This window comes from Sphingomonas pollutisoli, assembly GCF_029167165.1.
Taxonomy (GTDB): Bacteria; Pseudomonadota; Alphaproteobacteria; order Sphingomonadales; family Sphingomonadaceae; genus Sphingomonas; species Sphingomonas pollutisoli.
Genome location: NZ_JARFNJ010000012.1, coordinates 24,371 through 40,261, shown reverse-complemented (window position 1 = coordinate 40,261; position 15,891 = coordinate 24,371). Strand labels below are relative to the sequence as shown.

Here is a 15,891-nt window from a genome sequence, read left to right as displayed (position 1 = left end):
GACGCTTATGGAAGTCAGACAGGAAGCCGGTGAGTCCGAAGCGCAGCTTGCGGATATCATCCAGATGGTCCGCGACACCGTCATGCGCCGGTGGCTGCTGCTGCTCGTCGTGTTCGCGGCGGTGACGGTGTTGGGGATCGTCGCGGTGCAATTCCTGCCGGTGTCCTACACATCGACGGCCAAGGTCCGGATCGATCCGTCGCTCAACCCGCTCGCCACCAAATCGGCCGACGGCAAGGCCGAGCTGACGCCCGAGGCGATCGACACCGAAGTCGCCTCGGTCCAGTCGCCGACGATCGCGCGCGCGATCGTGCGGCAGTTCCATCTTGAGCGCGATCCCGAGTTCGCAAAGGCACTGACTGGCGCGGGCGCTGGCGTGGGCACGGCGGCTGATCGTGAGAGCACGATCGCCAAGATGCTCCTCAGCAAACTGAGTGTCTCCCGCGAGAAGCTCACCTACATCCTCGACATCAGCTTCACCTCGGCCGATCCCGTCAAATCCGCGAAATTCGCCAACGCGTTCGCGCAGGGCTATATCGACGCCAAGACCGGTAACAAGGCGGGCACCGCCGAACGCCAGTCGCAATGGTTCGAGCGCCGGCTGAAGGAACTCGCCGACGACGCGCGCAACGCCGATGCGCAGGTCGCCGATTATCGCGCCAAGGCCGGTATCGTCGAAAGCGATGGCGGCAACGCCAATGGCAGCACGATCGTCGACCAGCAGATCACCCCGCTCGCGGGCTCGCTCGCGCAGGCGCAGGCGGATGCGGCGGCGGCGCGGTCCGATCTCGAGGCGGCGCGCACGCAGATGGCGCATGGCAGCCGCGATTCGGTTGGCGTCGTGCTCAATTCGGCGACGGTGCAGGCGCTGCGCAGCCAGCGCGCCGACATCGTCCGCAACCTCGGCGAGATCCAGGTCCGCTACGGCGAGAAGCATCCCGAGACGCTGCGCGTGCGCGACCAGCTCGCCGCCGTCGATGCGCAGATCCAGAGCGAGACGCGGCGCGTGATCTCGGCGCTGACCGCGACCGCCGCCTCGACGCAGGCTCGCGTCGAAAGCCTGCGCCAGTCGATGGCGCAGCTCGAATCGCGGCGCGCGGGCGATACCCGTAACGCGGTGATCGCCGAGGGTCTCGAGCGCGAGGCGACCGCCAAGCGCGCGCTGTATGACCGCATGTCGCAGATGGCGCTCGACAGCATGCAGGCGGCGCGCGTGTCGCTCGCGCAGGCGCAGATCGTCGAGGTCGCGCAGGCGCCGTCGCGGCCGACCAGCCCGAACAAGCCGCTCTTCTACGTCGCCGCGCTGGTGCTCGGCCTGATCGCGGGCGGTGCGACGATCGCGGTGCAGGAGCTGATGTCGGGCACGCTGCGCTCGGCGGAGGACGCCGACCGGACGCTCGGCCTGACGATGCTCGCGGCGATCCCCAAGGTCGCCAAGGGCGTCAACCCGGCCGATCTGCTCATCACCGAGCCGACCTCGTTCTTCTCGGAATCGCTGCGCATCGTCCGCGCCGCGGTGCTGGGGGTACGCGGCCAGGCCGCGCCCAAGGTGATCGCGCTCACCTCGGCGCTGCCGGCCGAAGGCAAGAGCACCACCGCGCTCGCGTTCGCGCGCACGCTCGCGATCGCCAACGCCAAGACCCTGCTGATCGAGTGCGACGTGCGCCGCGCCGTCATGCAGCGCATGGTCAAGGGCGCGCCGCCGCGCGTCGGTCTCGTCGAGGTGATCCACGGCGACGCGCCGCTCGACGAGGCGATCCTGCCGGGTGACGTGCCGGGGCTCGACCAGTTGCTCGTCGTGTCGCGCTATTTCAGCTCGGAGGATCTGTTCGGCGGTGGTGCGATGGAGAACCTGCTGAACACGCTGCGCGGTCGCTACGATCATATCGTGCTCGATCTGCCGCCGCTGATGGGCCTCGCCGACGGCCGCTTCCTCGCGGTGCTCGCCGATGCGACGATCATGGTGGTGAAGTGGGACGAGACGCCCGCCTCCGCCGCGTCCTCGGCGGTCAACTGGCTGCGCGCCGACGGGAGCAACCCGGTCGGCATGGTCTATTCGATGGTCGGTCAGGGCGCCGAATCGGTCGGCGGCCTCTATTATTACTCGCGCAAATACGCCGAATATTACCGGAGCGCGTGACGCTGTCGCGCGACGGGCGGCGGACACGGGCGCCGGACCATGGCACGCGATAGCCGCCGGGCGCTCACCGGCGATCTGCTGCGCTACGGACTGGCGCTGGCCGGGCCGATCGGTTCGGCCGGCGCACAATTCCTGCTGTCGCTGGTCTTGCTGCGCCAGGTCGATCCGGCAGGCTTTGGCCGTTTCTCCTTCCTGCTGATCGCGTCGCAGCTCGGCTCGGCGATCTGGTCGGCGTTGTTCTGGGCGCCGCTGCCGCTGGTGCTGAGCGCGCCGCGCGGCGCGGGCACGCTCGATCCGGCCCGCACCATGCTCTCCGCCAATCTGTGTGGCGTCCTCCTCGCGCTCGCGCCCTTCGCGCTGGTCGCGCGCGGCGTGGGCGAAAGCTGGAGCGCGGCGGCGCTGTTCGCCGCCTTCGCCGCGCTCGCGCTGCTGCGCGGCTTCGCGCGCGCGCTCGGCTATGCGCGCGCGCGGCAGCGCCGGGTAAGCGGATCGGATCTGCTGTACAGCGTCGCATTGCTGGCCGGCACGGCGCTGCTGTTCGGTGGGGTCGTGCGCGGCACCGCCGGCGCCTATGGCGTGTTCCTCGTTGCGACGGTGGCGGGGCTGGCCGCCTTCGGGCCCGGCGCGCTCGCCGAACAGATCACCGCGTTCAGCATCGCGCATCTCGCGGATTATCGTCGCGTGTGGCGCGCGCACGGCCGTTGGTCGCTGCTCGGGGTGATGACGTCCGAGGCGACCGTCAACGCGCATGCCTATCTCGTCACCGGCTTCCTCGGCGCGGGAGCGTTCGCGCCGCTCGCGGCGGCGGCGATCCTGATCCGCCCGATCACCGTGGTCTTCAACGCGCTCACCGAGTTCGAGCGCGCGCGGATCGCGCGCGCGCTCGGCGCCGACGACTTCGCCGAAGCGCGCCGCGCGGTGCGGCTGTTCCGCACGATCCTGCTGCTGAGCTGGCTCGCCACCGGCATCGCCACGATCGCCCTGCTGTGGTTCGACCCGCGGCTGATCTATCCGCCGCAATATCACCGGCACACGCTCGCGATCGGCGCGGCCCTGTGGATGGTCACCGCCCTGTTCCGGGTGATGCGCGTTCCCGAAGGCACGTTGCTCCAGGCCGGCGGCGCGTTCCGGCCGCTCGCGCTCGCCAGCCTGTGGTCGGCGTTCGTCTCGGTCGCGGCGGTCGCGGGGCTGTTGCTCGTCGCGGCGCCCTTGTGGTCGATCCTCGGCGTGGCGCTCGGTGATGCGGTGTGCGCGGCGCTGATCTTGCGTGCCGCGCGCCTCTGGTATGGGCGTGCCGCCGCGCCCGCGCTATCACCCGCGTCATGAAGATCGCGATCGGCATCAAGGCGCTCAACGAGGCGGGCAAGATCGAGGCGGCGCTGCGCAGCGCGCTCGCCGCGGTCGCGCCCTATGGTGGCACGGTGCTGCTCGCCGACAGCGGCTCGACCGACGCCACCGTCGAGATCGCGCGCAGGCTCCCGGTCGATGTCGTCCAGCTCGCCAATCGCGCCGAACGATCGTGCGGGGCGGGCGCGCAGCTCGCGTTCCAGCATCTCGATGCCGAATATTTCTGCCTGATCGACGGCGACATGGAACTGGTGCCGGGCTTCATCGAGGCGAGCCTCGCCTATCTCGACGCGCACCCGCAGGTCGCCGGCGTGGGGGGGCAGGTGATCGAGCGCAATCTCGAAGCCGAGGAGTTCCAGATCCGCGCCGCCGCCATGGCCAACGAGGCGCATCGCCGCGCCGGCCCGGTCGACCGGCTCGACGGCGGCGGCGTGTACCGGATGCGCGCGATCCGCGAGGTCGGCTATTTCTCGGACCGCAACCTGCATTCGTTCGAGGAGTTCGATCTCGCCGCGCGGCTCATCAGCCGGGGCTGGACACTGGTGCGGATCGACGTGCCCGCGGTCGAACATCGCGGCCATTCGGGCAATGGCTACCGGCTGCTGCTGTACCGGCTGACGTCGGGGCAGATGGGCGGCGCGGGCGAGGTGCTGCGCGCGAGCCTGGGCAAGCCGCATTTCCCGCTGGTCGTGCGCAGGCTCGGGCATCTGCGCAAGGCGGTGGTGATCGCGGCGTGGTGGCTGGCGCTGATCCTCGCGCTCTGGCGTGCGCCGCTCGCCGCGGCGGCGCTGGTGATCGTGCCGGTCGCGTGGCTCGGCTGGCGGCGCGGCTCGCTCGCGCTCGGCCTCTATTCGTTCGCGATGTGGAACGCGCTCGCGATCGGGCTGATCGGCGGGCTGTTCCGGCGGCGCGTGCCGCCGACGCGGCCGCTCGCCTCGGTCGCGTTCACGCGTTTGCCGCCGGCCGGGTAGCGTCGATCGCGGCGGCGAGCGTGGCGACGCAGGCCGCCCAGCTGTAATCCTCGCGCACGCGCGCGCCCATCGCGGCGCCGCGCCGGCGCAGATCGGCGAGATCGTTCGATTCGAGCCACGCCTCCGCACCGGGGACCGCGGCATTGGGGGCGACGAGATGGCCATCATACGCGGTCGTCATCGCGCGCACGCCGGCCATGTCGATCGCGATCGGGATCGTGCCGGCGGCCATCGCCTCGAGCACGATCAGCGGGAAACTGTCGAGCCGCGAGAGATGGACGAGGATGTCGGCGCCGCCGAGCGCGGCGATCAGCGCCGGGCCGTCGAGCCAGTCGGACAAAGCGACGCGCGGTTCCAGCCCGTGCGTCTCGATGCGCGCGCACAGCGCCTCCATCAGCGCCTCGTCGCCGCGCCCGATGATGCGCGCGGTGAAGGGGATGCCGGCACGATCGAGCGCCGCGCACAGATCGACGATCGCCAGACTGCCCTTGCCCTCGGAGAGCCGGCCGGCGTGGATCAGCCGCAGCTCCGGGCCGGTGGCGGCCTCCCGCGGCGGGGCGAAGCTTTCGGGAGGCAGGAAGGTGCGAATCGTCGAGCGCGGCACGTTGGCGGGCAGCTCGATCTCGGCGTCCTGCCCGTCGAACAGCAGGGCGATCCGGTCGGCGCGCGCCGCCAGCGTGCGCGACAGCCACCGCAACACGCCGCTGCGCTGCAGGCGGCTGTTCGCGCCGAGGTGCAACGTCACCAGCACGCGGATGCCGAGCGCCTTGGCGAGCGGGACGAACAGCAGATCGGGCAGATTGGCGACATTGAGCCAGAGCACGTCGATCGGCACGCGGTTGGCGCGGCGGAACGCGTGCAGCGCGCGCAGGAAGCGGGGCAGGCGCGCGGGCGACAGATGGGCGCTGTCGGCGGGCACCCAGAACACCTCGCCGCCGCTCCAGTGCGTGTTCAGCGCCTCCAGCGCGCGTGCGCAGAAGCTCTCGACGCCGCCGGGATCGCGCGTCGAGCCGCCGACGATGCACAATCTTCTGGAGCGGGCGGAGTTCACGGGCTTCGGGTCACGATCGGCGGAACCGGGGACGCAGCGCGCAGAACCATGGTCGTCCCTTAGGGGGTTCACCAGCCTTGCTCAAGCTCGGCCGAGCAGCCGGTTCAACGCGCGCCGGGGGCGCAGCATCAGCCCTTCGGCGGAGACGGTCATGCGCTTGACGTCGATCAGCGTCGCCGGACCCGCCGCCGACAGCGTGTGCAGCCCGGCGCGGAACGGCGCGGCGGCGGCGGGCGCGGTGAAGCGGCGGCCGGGGCGGGCCGCGAAGCGGGTCTCGTCGAGCGTGTCGATCTCCAGCATCGTGATCGCGCCGCCATAGGTGCGCGAACAATCCTGCACCGGCAGCAGGATGCGTCCGTCGGTGGTGACGAGCGGGGTGCCGCCGGGCCGCGAACCCGCTCGGCCGGTCCGCACCGGATTGCCAGGATGCGGCGTCCATGGCCCCGCCAGCCGATCGGCGAAGGCGATGTTGAGCGCGCTCATGCCGTCCTGCCCGTGAGCGGTCGAGCTATGGAACAGCCACCAGCGGCCATTGTGCCACAGCGGCGTCGCGTCGACGGGGGCGGGATCGATGGTGATGGTCAGCGCCGGTTCCCAGCGATCCGGAAAGGCGACCGCGCGATAGAGCGTGAGCCGGCCCGACTGGTTCGCCTCGGGCATCAGCCAGGTCTCGCCCTCGGCATCGAACACGACCGGGTAGGAGAGGTGCCACGGCTCGCGCAGCACCGGACGTTCCTCGACGAAGCGATACTGATCGTCGAACACCAGCACGTCGATCGTGCCGACCGGGTGGCGATAGTCGAACGTCTCGACGAACACGTACAGCAGCCCGCCCCGCCAATAGCCGAACGGATCGGCGCGGAACCGCAGCCTCTCAAGCCCCGGCGCCCAGTGCAGCGGCAGCCCTTCGAGCGTGCCGCGCGCGATGATCTCCGCCAGCGGCAAGGGCACGATCAACGGGTGCCAGATGTCCTTGGCCAAGCGCACGGTCGTCTCCCGCTTACCGCGCCGGCCCGGCGAGCACATGGCGCGCGCCCGCCGCGCTGAGATGGTTCTCGTCGCGGAAGAACAGCGTCGTGCCGATGCCGGCCGCGCAGCGCGGCCCCCCGCAGAGCCGTTGGAGCGCATCGATGTAGCCGGCGCCCGTCTGCCGCGCGAGCGCGTGCAGAAGGGTGTTCGCCTCGGGGATTTCGGCGCGCGTGGCGAGATCGGCGTCGCACCGCCGTGGATCGCTGCCGAGCCAAACGGTACGCGCCATACATTTGGGGACCGAGACGGCGAACTCGGGCGTCGGACCGATCAGCGTGACCGCCTTGCCGGCGCGGCGCAGCCGCAGGACCGTGCCGCGCACCGAGGCGATGAAGGCGTGGCGGCTGGTCGCGCGGCCGATCGGCTCGCCGGGGCGGAGCCGGAGATAGCCGTTGGTGGTGCCGCCGCCGCCGGGGGCGAGGAACTTGCCCCAGCGCCCGGAGATATAGACGTGGCGGATTGCCGGATCGGCGCCGATGGCGGCGAGAATGGCATTGTTGAATTCCGCGCACGCGGGATTGGGATCGCCGACCTGATCGAGCTGGGTGGCACCGGGGAAGGGCGCGCAGCCGTTCTTGGTGATGCTGCGCAGCGCGAGGCCGCGCGCCTGGAGCCGGTCGGCGAGTGCGTCCTTGATGTGGAGCGCGTGCGAATCGCCCCATAAGACGACGCTCGGCTCGGGGCGCGCGGCGGCGAAGCAGCGCTTCAGCAGATCGGCGGGCACGCTCGGCCCAGCCAACCCGCAGCCGGGCAGATCACGATGCGCCAGCGACTTGGCGGCCATGTCATACTGGCGCGCGAGCGGCGACAGGCGCTGGGGCAGGCCCTGGGCGGCGAGCAATATGCCGGCGGCGCCCGCGAAAACCGCGATCGCGGCGATGCCGGCGGCGGCGGTGCGGCGTTGCTCGGCGGCGTCGCGGTCGTGGACGCTTCGGAACGGTCGCTCGACGTAGCGCCAGGACAGGATGGCCAGCAGCAGCGACGCGGCGAGCGCGACCGCCGCCTCCGCCGCCGAAAGCGTGTGGCCGAGCGCGAGTTGCGACAGCGACAGGAGCGGCCAATGCCATAGATAGAGCGAGTAGGAGATCAGCCCGATCCCGACCAGCGGCGACCATGTCAGCAGCCGGGTGGCCGGGCCGTCCGCCTGTCCGGCATAGAGCAGCAGGGCCGCGCCGAGGCAGGGCATGAGCGCCGCGAAACCGGGGAACAACATGGTTTCGTGAAAGAACACCACCGCATAGGCGATCAACGCGAGTCCGGCGATGCCCGCCGTCGCGAGCGCGCGCTGATGGCCCGGCGGGGGCGGCGGCAGCAGCACCAGGATCGCGCCGACCAGCAATTCCCAGCTTCGCGACGCCAGCAGGTAGAAAGCGCTGGTCGGCGACTTCACGGTCAGCCACTGCGACAGCAGCAGCGACGCCACCAGGGCGCCGAGCACCACCGCGAGCGCCGTGCGCCGCCGCAGCTTCGCGAGCGCCAGCACGACCAGCGGCCAGACGATGTAGAATTGCTCCTCGACCGCGAGCGACCAGGCGTGCAGCAGCGGGAGATCGATATTGGGATCGCCGAAATAGTTGGTGGTCTTCCAGAACCAGATGTTCGACGAGAACAGCACCGCCCACAGCAATGACCAGCCATAAGCGTAGAGTTCCGACGGCAGCAGGATGACCAGCGCGGCGAGCGTCGTCGCGGCGAGCACCACGAACAGCGCCGGGAAGATGCGGCGGATGCGGCGATCGTAGAAATCGAGGATCGAGAAACGCCTGGCGGCGGCGGCGCGGAACAGCACCGACGAGATCAGATAGCCCGAGATCACGAAGAAGATATCGACCCCGACGAACCCGCCGGGCAGGCCGAGCCCGGCATGGAACAGCAGCACCGGCACGATCGCGAACGCGCGAAGCCCATCGATATCGCGGCGGCGGTGCCGGACGGCGGTCACGCCACGCAGTCGATCATCGCGCGCGCGCTCTCGTTCATCCGCGCGGCGGCGGCGGCGATCGTGCGGCGGCGGTCGATGCCGCCGGCGAGGGCATCCCGCGCGGCGGCGGCGATCGCCTCGACGTCCCCGGCGCCCGGTATCGCCGGAAATTCGCGCGGGGCGGGATAATCGAGCAACTGTTGCAGGCTGAACGTCTTGTGCGAGTTCGAACCGAGGAACACGCACGGGGCGCCGCCGAGCGCGGCCATGATCGAGGGATGCCAGCGCCCGCTCACCAGCAGGCGCGCGTTCGCCATCACCGCCGCGCCGGCGAAGATCGGCGTGGAGACCGGCAGGAAGGGCAGGCCGGTACGCTTCGCCACCACTTCGAGGAAATCGTCGCCACGGCAGGTCGCGACAAGCAGCAGCGGCAGGCCGAGCGCCTTCAGCCGCTCGGCCAGATGCGTATAGCCATCCGCCGCGCCGCGCTGATTCTTGGCGGCGAGCGAACTGCCCGAGATCGCCACATAGGGCCGATCGGTAACGGGTGGCCGGGCAGCGCCGGTGCGATCGAAAAAGGGGATCAGCGCGGCGGGATCGTAGCGCGGGGCGGCGCTGTCGGCGAAATGCGGGTACCAGCTAAACAGGGCGTCGGCGTGAAAGGCGGGGGTGAAGGCGGGCAGCAATTCCGCTGCCGTTTCTTGCGAGAGATAATCGCGCACCGACAGCACCGCGCCGTCGAGCGCGCGCACGGTCGCCGCGACCGTTTCGGCGAGCGCGGTGCCGTCCGGCGCGCGCGAGACCATGCCGTTAATGTAGAACACGCGCTTGCCGCGCCGCCTGGCGAGCGCGCAGATCGCGAGCGTCTGGAGCAAGGTCGGACGCGGCGGGTCTGGGAAGATCATCTCGCCCTCGCCGTTGACGACGATGCCGTCGCACGCCTCGATCCGCTCGACGATCGCGCGGGCCTTGGGTGAGCGGTCGCGCAGATCCCAGAGCAGGGCGGCGTCACCCTCGATGTCGTGGCTCGGCTCGTGGACGGCGCCGAGTGCCTCGATCGCGCCGAACACCAGATCGCCCACCACCGGCGTGCGCCGCACCTTGGGGCGGCGCAGGCGGCGGACGAGCAGCGCATGCGCGCGTTCCGCATGCGCGCGCGGTTCGGTCAGCGGGCTCTTGAGCAGCGCGCGCGTGATCGTGCCGGTGATCTCATGCCGATCGGCGACCATGCGCCGCAGCGCGAAGCTCGTCGCGCGACATCCCCAATTCTGTTCGGTGCTGTTGTCCGCGACGAACAGGAGTTTCATTCAGAATGATTCCGCAGTGGCGCCGCGCCGCCGCACGCGAGCGATCAGGCGGCCTTCACGGCGTTGGGCTTGGGCCGCCACTTGAGCTTGTCCCGCTGGACCCGCTCGACGGGCAAAATCTCGGTCGATTTGTAGCGCAGCGCGGCGCTCACCGCGCGGGCGTCGCGGGTGAGGCGGCGCAGGCCATCGGGTTCGAGCGAGGCGGCGTGATCGGTGCCCTTCCAGGTGCGATCGAGCGTGAAGTGCCGTTCGATCCACGACACGCCGAGCGCGACCGCCGCCATGTCCGCGGCGATGCCGAGGTGATGGCCCGAGAAGGCGATCGACTTGACGCTGTCGCCGAACTTTTCCTTGAGCCGGGTGATTTCGAGCAGGCACAGATCGTCGAACGCGACCGGATAGCCCGAGGTGCAGGCGTAGAGGACGACGTCCTTGGCGCGGCCGCTCTGGACGAAGAACTCGACGATCTGCTCTTCCTCGGCCTGCGTCGTCATGCCGAGCGAGAGGTGGATCTCGCCGCCGAAATCGTTGGCGAGCACGCCGAGCATCTCGAAGTGCAGGTTGCACGCCGAGGGCACCTTGAGCAGCTTGGGCGCGAGCGTCGCCATCTCACGCGCCGAGGTCGTGTCCCACACCGAGGTGGAATATTCGATGCCGAGCGCCTCGCAATAGTCCTTCAACTCGCGGTGCTGATCGACGTCGAATTCGAGATATTCACGGTGCGCGCCATAGGTGTCGCCATAAGCGTTGGCGGGGTTCGGGTGCGGCGCGTTATATTGCTGTTCGGTCAACAGTTCGCGGTTGTTGCGCTTCTGGAACTTGACCACGTCCGCCTTGGCATAGTCCGCCGCGGACTTGATGAGATCCTTGGCGATCGACATCTCGCCCTTGTGGTTGCAGCCGACCTCGGCAATGACCTTAACGCTCATCAAGCACTCCTGCGACTGACGCTCACCATCGCGCGGCATGAAGGGCGTTTCCTCCACGCAGGCAAAAACGCCTGATCCTTAAACGTTACGCCTGATAAGCGCCCCGCACGCGGTATCCAAGCCCGCCCGCTTCATAGCCAAAGCGGCCCGATCAGGCAATTCGAATACGCGTGCGCCGCTTCACCCGTTTCGGACGGGGCGCCTCCGCCGAGGGCGCGGCCGCCATCATCAGCGCGGCGAGCAGCGCCAGCAGGATCGCGATCGTCGTCGTGCGGACGGGATAATCGAAGGTCGAATGGAGCAGGATCGCCGCCACGCCCACGCTCGCGGCGCAGCGGATCGGGCGGTCGGGCGCGTCGGCGGCGAACCAGGCGGCGATGCCCGCCCAGCCCAGCCACGCCAGCGCCGCGAGCAGCAGCACCGCGCCGGGGACGCCATATTCGAGCAGGATCTCGAGATAATCGTCATGCGCATGGTTGATGAAATAGGGGCGCATGTCCGCGAGCGGCTCGACCATCGCATAGATCGCCGGGAAGGTCGCGGGGCCGCTGCCGAACGGCAGGAAGCGCGGGATCGCCGATATCGTCAGCCGCGCGAAGGCGATGCGGTCCGCATCGACCACGCCCTGCGTCTGCACGCGCGTGACCAGCGCGTCGCCGATCGAGCTATAGGCGAGCCCGCCGACCACCGCGATCATGGCGAGGCAGATCGCGCCCCACAGCACCAGCGGCGAGATGCCGCCGGCGGCGCGGCTGCCGCGCGGCATGACGCGCGCGAGCAGCGCGCAGCCGATCAGCACCGGCACCGCCAGCACCAGCCCGGCACGCGCGCTGGTCGCCGCCAGCGCGACGATCGCCAGCCCGAACAGCGTCGCGCCGGCGAGCGCCAGCCCGCGCGCCTCGTCGCCGCGCTCACGAAACCACGCCAGCGCGCCGGCGGCGGCGAGCGGCAGCGTACACAGCATCAGCGTCGCCATATGGTTGCGGTTGGGGAAGAAACCGAGCGCGCCGTTGATGCTGGAGATGTCGTAGAAATGCAGCGCGTGGCTGGCGCCGCCGGGCACCTGCGCGAAGCCGACCAGGATCGCGAGCAGCGTCACCGCCAGGAAGCCGTAGAGAAGCGCCCAGCGCTGCACCACGGTCAGCCGCACCGCGACCAGGAACATCACGAGCGGCGCGAGCAGGTGGAGCGCGCTCAGCACGCCGACGCCGTCGCGCAGGCCGAGGCCGTGCCACGGCGGGGTGATGCCGGCGATCGCATAGGTGCGCAGCGCGAGATCGCGGCCCGGCATGCGCGACCACACGGCGGGCGGCAGCGGCACCGAATAGAGCAAGGGCAGCGCGGCGATGGCGAGCATCAGCCAGACGGCGATTCGCGCCGCGCGCCCAGGCGGCAGGGCGATGCGCCCGCGGATGACGAGCCAGGTGAGGATGGCGAGCGCCAGGAGCTGAACCAGCAGATTGCCGATCGACGGCCGCGACGACCCGCCCAGGATGATGCCGGCGGCGAGCAACAGCAGCGCCGCCACGCATTCGGGCGCGAACAACCCGGCGGCGCGTGCGCGGTCGCGGAGTTCGTCCATTCAGCGGGTCGCGATATCGGGCATATGGCCACTTCTCACGTTCGCTTTTTTTGTTCAAGACGCTCGCGCATGGATGCCGACATCCAGACGCGCCGGCGTCTCATGCCAGTATCGAGCCCGACTCCGGGTACGGCGCGCCTTGAATTGCTATCGCAGGGGCGCGTTCATTGGCGGTGATCTTCATGGGAACGGGCGGTTCTTCGGGGCGCACACTGGCGGCGGTGGCGGCGGCGCTGCCGGAGGACTTGGCCGGCCAGCCGATCCGCTTCGTCGATACCCAGCCGTTCAACCTGCGCACCGGCGGCACCACCGCCTATGACGGCCCGGGCGAAGTCCGCCGCGCGGATCCCGACGCGTGCGGGCTGAAGCGGCACACGTCGAGCTGGTCGGCGAACATGCTGCTCAACGGCGGGCAGGCGATGTATCGCCGGATGATCGCCTATGCCGCCGGCCTGATCGGCGCGGACGCCGACGTGATCGTCACCTGCCACGACCGGATCTATATCGAGACGGCGATGCTGCACGCGGCGCGGCGCCAGGGCGCGGCCACGGTGCTGCTCCAGGAGGGGCCGTTCTGCGCGATCGGCCACGGCGCGCCACGATCGCGGCTGCTGCGCGCCAAGGCGCTGGCGGCGCCGCTGGCGACGCGGCTGCTGCGCGTGCTGCCGCCGATCCCGGAGTACGGCATGGCCGGGCACGACCGGGTGATCGCCGCCTCCGATTCGTACCGCGCGCGCTGGATCGCGGCGGGGCTCGCGCCCGAGACGGTCGTGGTGGGCGGCATCCCGCGCTTCGATCCGCTCGCCACGCTGCGCGGGGCGGCGCGTCCCGCTGTCGCGCCGCTGCGGGTGCTGTACCTCGTCCAGCCGTTCGCGGCGCATGGCAAGGTCGATGCGGCGGCGGCGCACGCCGCGCAGCGCGCGCTGGCCGACGGGCTGAACGCCGCCGCCGACCGGCGGGCGATCGCGCTGACGATCCGCTCGCACCCGCGCTCGTCGGGCGACGATGCCGGGGTGCTGCGCGGGGCCCTCGCCTTCGCGGCGGCCGAGGATCGCGGCGCGGCGCCGCTCGAAGCGGTGCTGCCCGAGACCGATCTGGTGATCGGCCATTATTCGAGCGGCATGCTCGAGGCGTTGCTGGCGCAGCGCCCGGTGGCGTGCGTGCCGGTGCCCGCCGCCGCCTTCGCCGAGGCGGCGGAGGCGGACAAGCAGATATGGCTGACGCGAATCGGCATTCCGGTCGCTACCACCGCCGGAGAAATCGCCGCGGTGCTGGCGCAGGCGGGGGCGATGCCGGCGACGGTCGACTGGGGCAGGATCGGCGAGGAGGTCGGCACGGTGGACGGCCATGCGGCGGCGCGGTGCGCGGAATGGATCGCGGAGGTCGTCAGAAGGCGGGCGCGTTAGGCGCCTGCCGGCAGCGCCGCCATCGCCCGACGCAACCCGGCGCCGTCATCGACCACCGTTACCGGGTTCGCGGGCCAGCCGCGCAGCACGCGCGCCATCCGCCGCAGCCCGAACAGGCCCGGCACGAACAGGCTGCGCTCGTAGCGACCGAGGTCGATCAGCCCGGTCGAGACCGCCGCCGCATAAGCGGTGTAGCGGTAGCGGCCGGCGTGCGCGATCAGCCCCTCGGGATTGGGTTCGAGCGTGATCGCGGTGGCGGCGAGCCGCCGCGCCAGCCCGGCGACATCCTCGCGCGGGTGCGGCAGGTAGCGGACCGGGCGGGGGCTTGCCGCCGCGATCACGGCCAGCGCGGCGCGGAAGCGGGTCTCGCCGACGATGCGATCCTCGACCAGCGGCGAGCCGATCAGCAGCAGTTCGTCACGCGCGCTCACGGGTTCGGCGGGGGCGTGCAGCACGAGGTTGCGGCGCTCGAACCGGTCGCGCACCGTCACGCGGCCGCGGTCGATCCGCCGGCGGGTGATGTCGCGCGGATAGAAGCCCGCCGCCGCCTGGACGAGCCCGCGCGCGGCGTACCAGCGGTTCGAGGTGAGATCGACGTAATGCGACAGGCCATCCTCCCACAATTCGATCGCGCCGAGGCCCGGCAGCGTTTGCAGGAAACGTTCGAGCGGCTCGCCTTCGAGGAACAGGATGGTGCGCGCGAAGCGGTGGGGCGCGAGGAGCGCCGCGACCGCCGGATAATAGGCGCGGTTGGCGCGGCGCGCGGCGGCGAACGACGCGAGCCCGCGGCCCGGCAGCGTCTCGCGGCCGAGATAGAGCAAACGCCCGGCGAAATGGCGTTCGAGCGGCGCGCGCATCGTTTCGTCGCGGAACAGCACGACATCGGGGTTCGCGGCGTTGTCGAGCAGGAACTGGAGGTGGAGGCGCGAGCGTGGCAGCGCCGCGACCGGGCCGGCGCGGTCAGCCACGCGCGAGGTGCCCGCCGGCTTCGAGCAGATCGGCGAGCAGCCGGATCGCGCCGCGCCCGCCATCGGCATCGAGCACCAGCGCCGCCGCCGCCAGCGCGCGCGGATGCGCATCCTGCGGCGCGACCGCGCAGCCGACCGCCGCCATACATTCGAGATCGTTGACGTCGTTGCCGACATACAGCGTCTCGGCCGGGTCGATCGCATGCTCGGCGAGCCAGGCTTGCAGCACCGCGAGCTTGCCCTCGATGCCGTGCTGATAGGGGAGGCGCAGCTTGCGGCAGCGCGCGGCGACGACCGGGTTGGTCTCCTTCGAGATCACCAGCATCGGCAGCCCGGCGGCGCGCAGCCGCTCGATCCCCATGCCGTCGCGGCGCGAGCACACCACGCTCTCCTCGCCGGTCTCGCTGACGAAGACGCGATCGTCGGTGAGCACGCCGTCGAAATCCATCACCAGCGCCGAGACGCGCGGCGGCAGGCCGGGCGCGCGCGCCGTCAGCCGTGCGATGCGCTCTTCGGCGATGCGGAAATCGGCGGGCTCGTCGATTTCGAGCCGGCGTTCGATCGGGGTGTCGAACAGCACGGTCTTGCCGAAGAACCGGTGGCGCGCGGCACGGAAGCCCTTCGCCTTCATCACATACACCGCGCCGGTTTCAATATATTCGGGGGTACGCTGCTGGCGCATCAGCCGCACGCTCTTGTCGTGGTTGACGCCGTGCGCGCCGTCGGCATCATCGCCCCAGAGGAAATAGTGGAATGCGGTGACCGCGAGTGCGCTGTCGGCGTCGCGGTCGATCAGCGCGGCGATCGTGCCGTCGATATCCTCGGGCGCGGTGAGCGGCGAGGTGCATTGCAGGAAGACGAGCAGATCGGGTTCGTAGCCTTCGCCTTCGCGCAGCGCATCGAGAGTGTGGAGCAGCGCGGCTTCGGACGAAGCGGTGTCGCTGGCGAGTTCGGCGGGGCGCCGCACGACCTCCGCGCCGTAGCGCCGCGCGACCGCCGCGATCTCGTCATCGTCGGTGCTCACCACGACGCGGTCGACCCGCGATGCCGCACGTGCAGCATTTATGGTGTGCGCGATCAGCGGCACGCCGCCGAGCGGCAGGACGTTCTTGCGCGGAATGCCCTTCGAGCCGCCGCGCGCCGGGATGATCGCGAGTGTCTGCAACGCGCCAAACTCCTTGGAAACACGGCACCGCAAGCCGAAAGTCCCCGGCCCGCGCAACTTGAACGGCGCCTGGTT

General features: G+C 70.6%; 12 protein-coding genes. 4 read left to right on the top strand and 8 right to left on the bottom strand.

The features are described 5' to 3' along the window. The first annotated feature begins 7 nt into the window (after positions 1–7). The 3 genes from PX554_RS21170 to PX554_RS21160 are packed head-to-tail and all read left to right on the top strand — an operon-like array spanning position 8 to position 4,458. On the top strand, positions 8–2,140 hold the full coding sequence (locus PX554_RS21170) for a GumC family protein (RefSeq protein WP_275504467.1): 2,133 nt from the start codon (positions 8–10) through the stop codon (positions 2,138–2,140). Between the two features lie 39 nt (positions 2,141–2,179). After that, positions 2,180–3,466: a polysaccharide biosynthesis protein gene (locus PX554_RS21165; RefSeq protein ID WP_275504466.1), complete on the top strand. Its 1,287-nt coding sequence runs from the start codon at positions 2,180–2,182 to the stop codon at positions 3,464–3,466. Beyond that, positions 3,463–4,458, top strand: a complete 996-nt coding sequence (locus PX554_RS21160; RefSeq protein WP_275504465.1) for a glycosyltransferase family 2 protein — start codon at positions 3,463–3,465, stop codon at positions 4,456–4,458. Before PX554_RS21165 ends, PX554_RS21160 begins: the two co-directional genes overlap by 4 nt. Here the strand turns inward: PX554_RS21160 and PX554_RS21155 are convergent. The 6 genes from PX554_RS21155 to PX554_RS21130 form a co-directional block, all read right to left on the bottom strand. Then, a complete protein-coding gene (locus PX554_RS21155) occupies positions 4,433–5,509 on the bottom strand; it encodes a glycosyltransferase family 4 protein (protein WP_275504464.1) in 1,077 nt (358 codons plus the stop codon). The two genes, PX554_RS21160 and PX554_RS21155, sit on opposite strands and share 26 nt — an antisense overlap. Before the next feature lie 81 nt (positions 5,510–5,590). Beyond that, entirely contained in the window at positions 5,591–6,496 is a 906-nt protein-coding gene (locus PX554_RS21150; protein WP_275504463.1) for a glucosamine inositolphosphorylceramide transferase family protein, read from the bottom strand. A 13-nt stretch (positions 6,497–6,509) separates the two neighbouring features. Then, the gene (locus PX554_RS21145) at positions 6,510–8,480 is read right to left on the bottom strand and encodes an acyltransferase family protein (RefSeq protein WP_275504462.1); all 1,971 of its coding nucleotides are present in this window, start codon (positions 8,478–8,480) and stop codon (positions 6,510–6,512) included. Further along, positions 8,477–9,766 (bottom strand): polysaccharide pyruvyl transferase family protein, encoded by a 1,290-nt coding sequence (locus PX554_RS21140; RefSeq protein ID WP_275504461.1) that lies wholly within the window; start codon positions 9,764–9,766, stop codon positions 8,477–8,479. The genes PX554_RS21145 and PX554_RS21140 overlap by 4 nt, the downstream gene beginning before the upstream one ends. A gap of 44 nt (positions 9,767–9,810) precedes the next feature. Continuing rightward, positions 9,811–10,695 (bottom strand): N-acetylneuraminate synthase family protein, encoded by an 885-nt coding sequence (locus PX554_RS21135; RefSeq protein ID WP_275504460.1) that lies wholly within the window; start codon positions 10,693–10,695, stop codon positions 9,811–9,813. Between the two features lie 151 nt (positions 10,696–10,846). Next, a complete protein-coding gene (locus PX554_RS21130; protein ID WP_275504459.1) occupies positions 10,847–12,277 on the bottom strand; it encodes an O-antigen ligase family protein in 1,431 nt (476 codons plus the stop codon). A 167-nt stretch (positions 12,278–12,444) separates the two neighbouring features. On the opposite strand from PX554_RS21130, the gene PX554_RS21125 reads away from it, so the two are divergent. After that, positions 12,445–13,683, top strand: a complete 1,239-nt coding sequence (locus tag PX554_RS21125) for a hypothetical protein (protein ID WP_275504458.1) — start codon at positions 12,445–12,447, stop codon at positions 13,681–13,683. On the opposite strand, the gene PX554_RS21120 is transcribed toward PX554_RS21125, so the two are convergent. Further along, a complete protein-coding gene (locus tag PX554_RS21120) occupies positions 13,680–14,651 on the bottom strand; it encodes a hypothetical protein (protein WP_275504457.1) in 972 nt (323 codons plus the stop codon). The genes PX554_RS21125 and PX554_RS21120 overlap by 4 nt on opposite strands. Further along, positions 14,644–15,816 (bottom strand): acylneuraminate cytidylyltransferase, encoded by a 1,173-nt coding sequence (locus PX554_RS21115; RefSeq protein ID WP_275504456.1) that lies wholly within the window; start codon positions 15,814–15,816, stop codon positions 14,644–14,646. Before PX554_RS21115 ends, PX554_RS21120 begins: the two co-directional genes overlap by 8 nt. Positions 15,817–15,891: the final 75 nt, after the last annotated feature.

Bases quoted from the DNA above. Each gene is read 5' to 3' on its own strand.
- PX554_RS21140 (WP_275504461.1), bottom strand. From the start codon at position 9,766: ATGAAACTCCTGTTCGTCGCGGACAACAGCACCGAACAGAATTGGGGA.
- PX554_RS21130 (WP_275504459.1), bottom strand. From the start codon at position 12,277: ATGGACGAACTCCGCGACCGCGCACGCGCCGCCGGGTTGTTCGCGCCC.
- PX554_RS21170 (WP_275504467.1), top strand. From the start codon at position 8: ATGGAAGTCAGACAGGAAGCCGGTGAGTCCGAAGCGCAGCTTGCGGAT.
- PX554_RS21165 (WP_275504466.1), top strand. From the start codon at position 2,180: ATGGCACGCGATAGCCGCCGGGCGCTCACCGGCGATCTGCTGCGCTAC.
- PX554_RS21160 (WP_275504465.1), top strand. From the start codon at position 3,463: ATGAAGATCGCGATCGGCATCAAGGCGCTCAACGAGGCGGGCAAGATC.
- PX554_RS21135 (WP_275504460.1), bottom strand. From the start codon at position 10,695: ATGAGCGTTAAGGTCATTGCCGAGGTCGGCTGCAACCACAAGGGCGAG.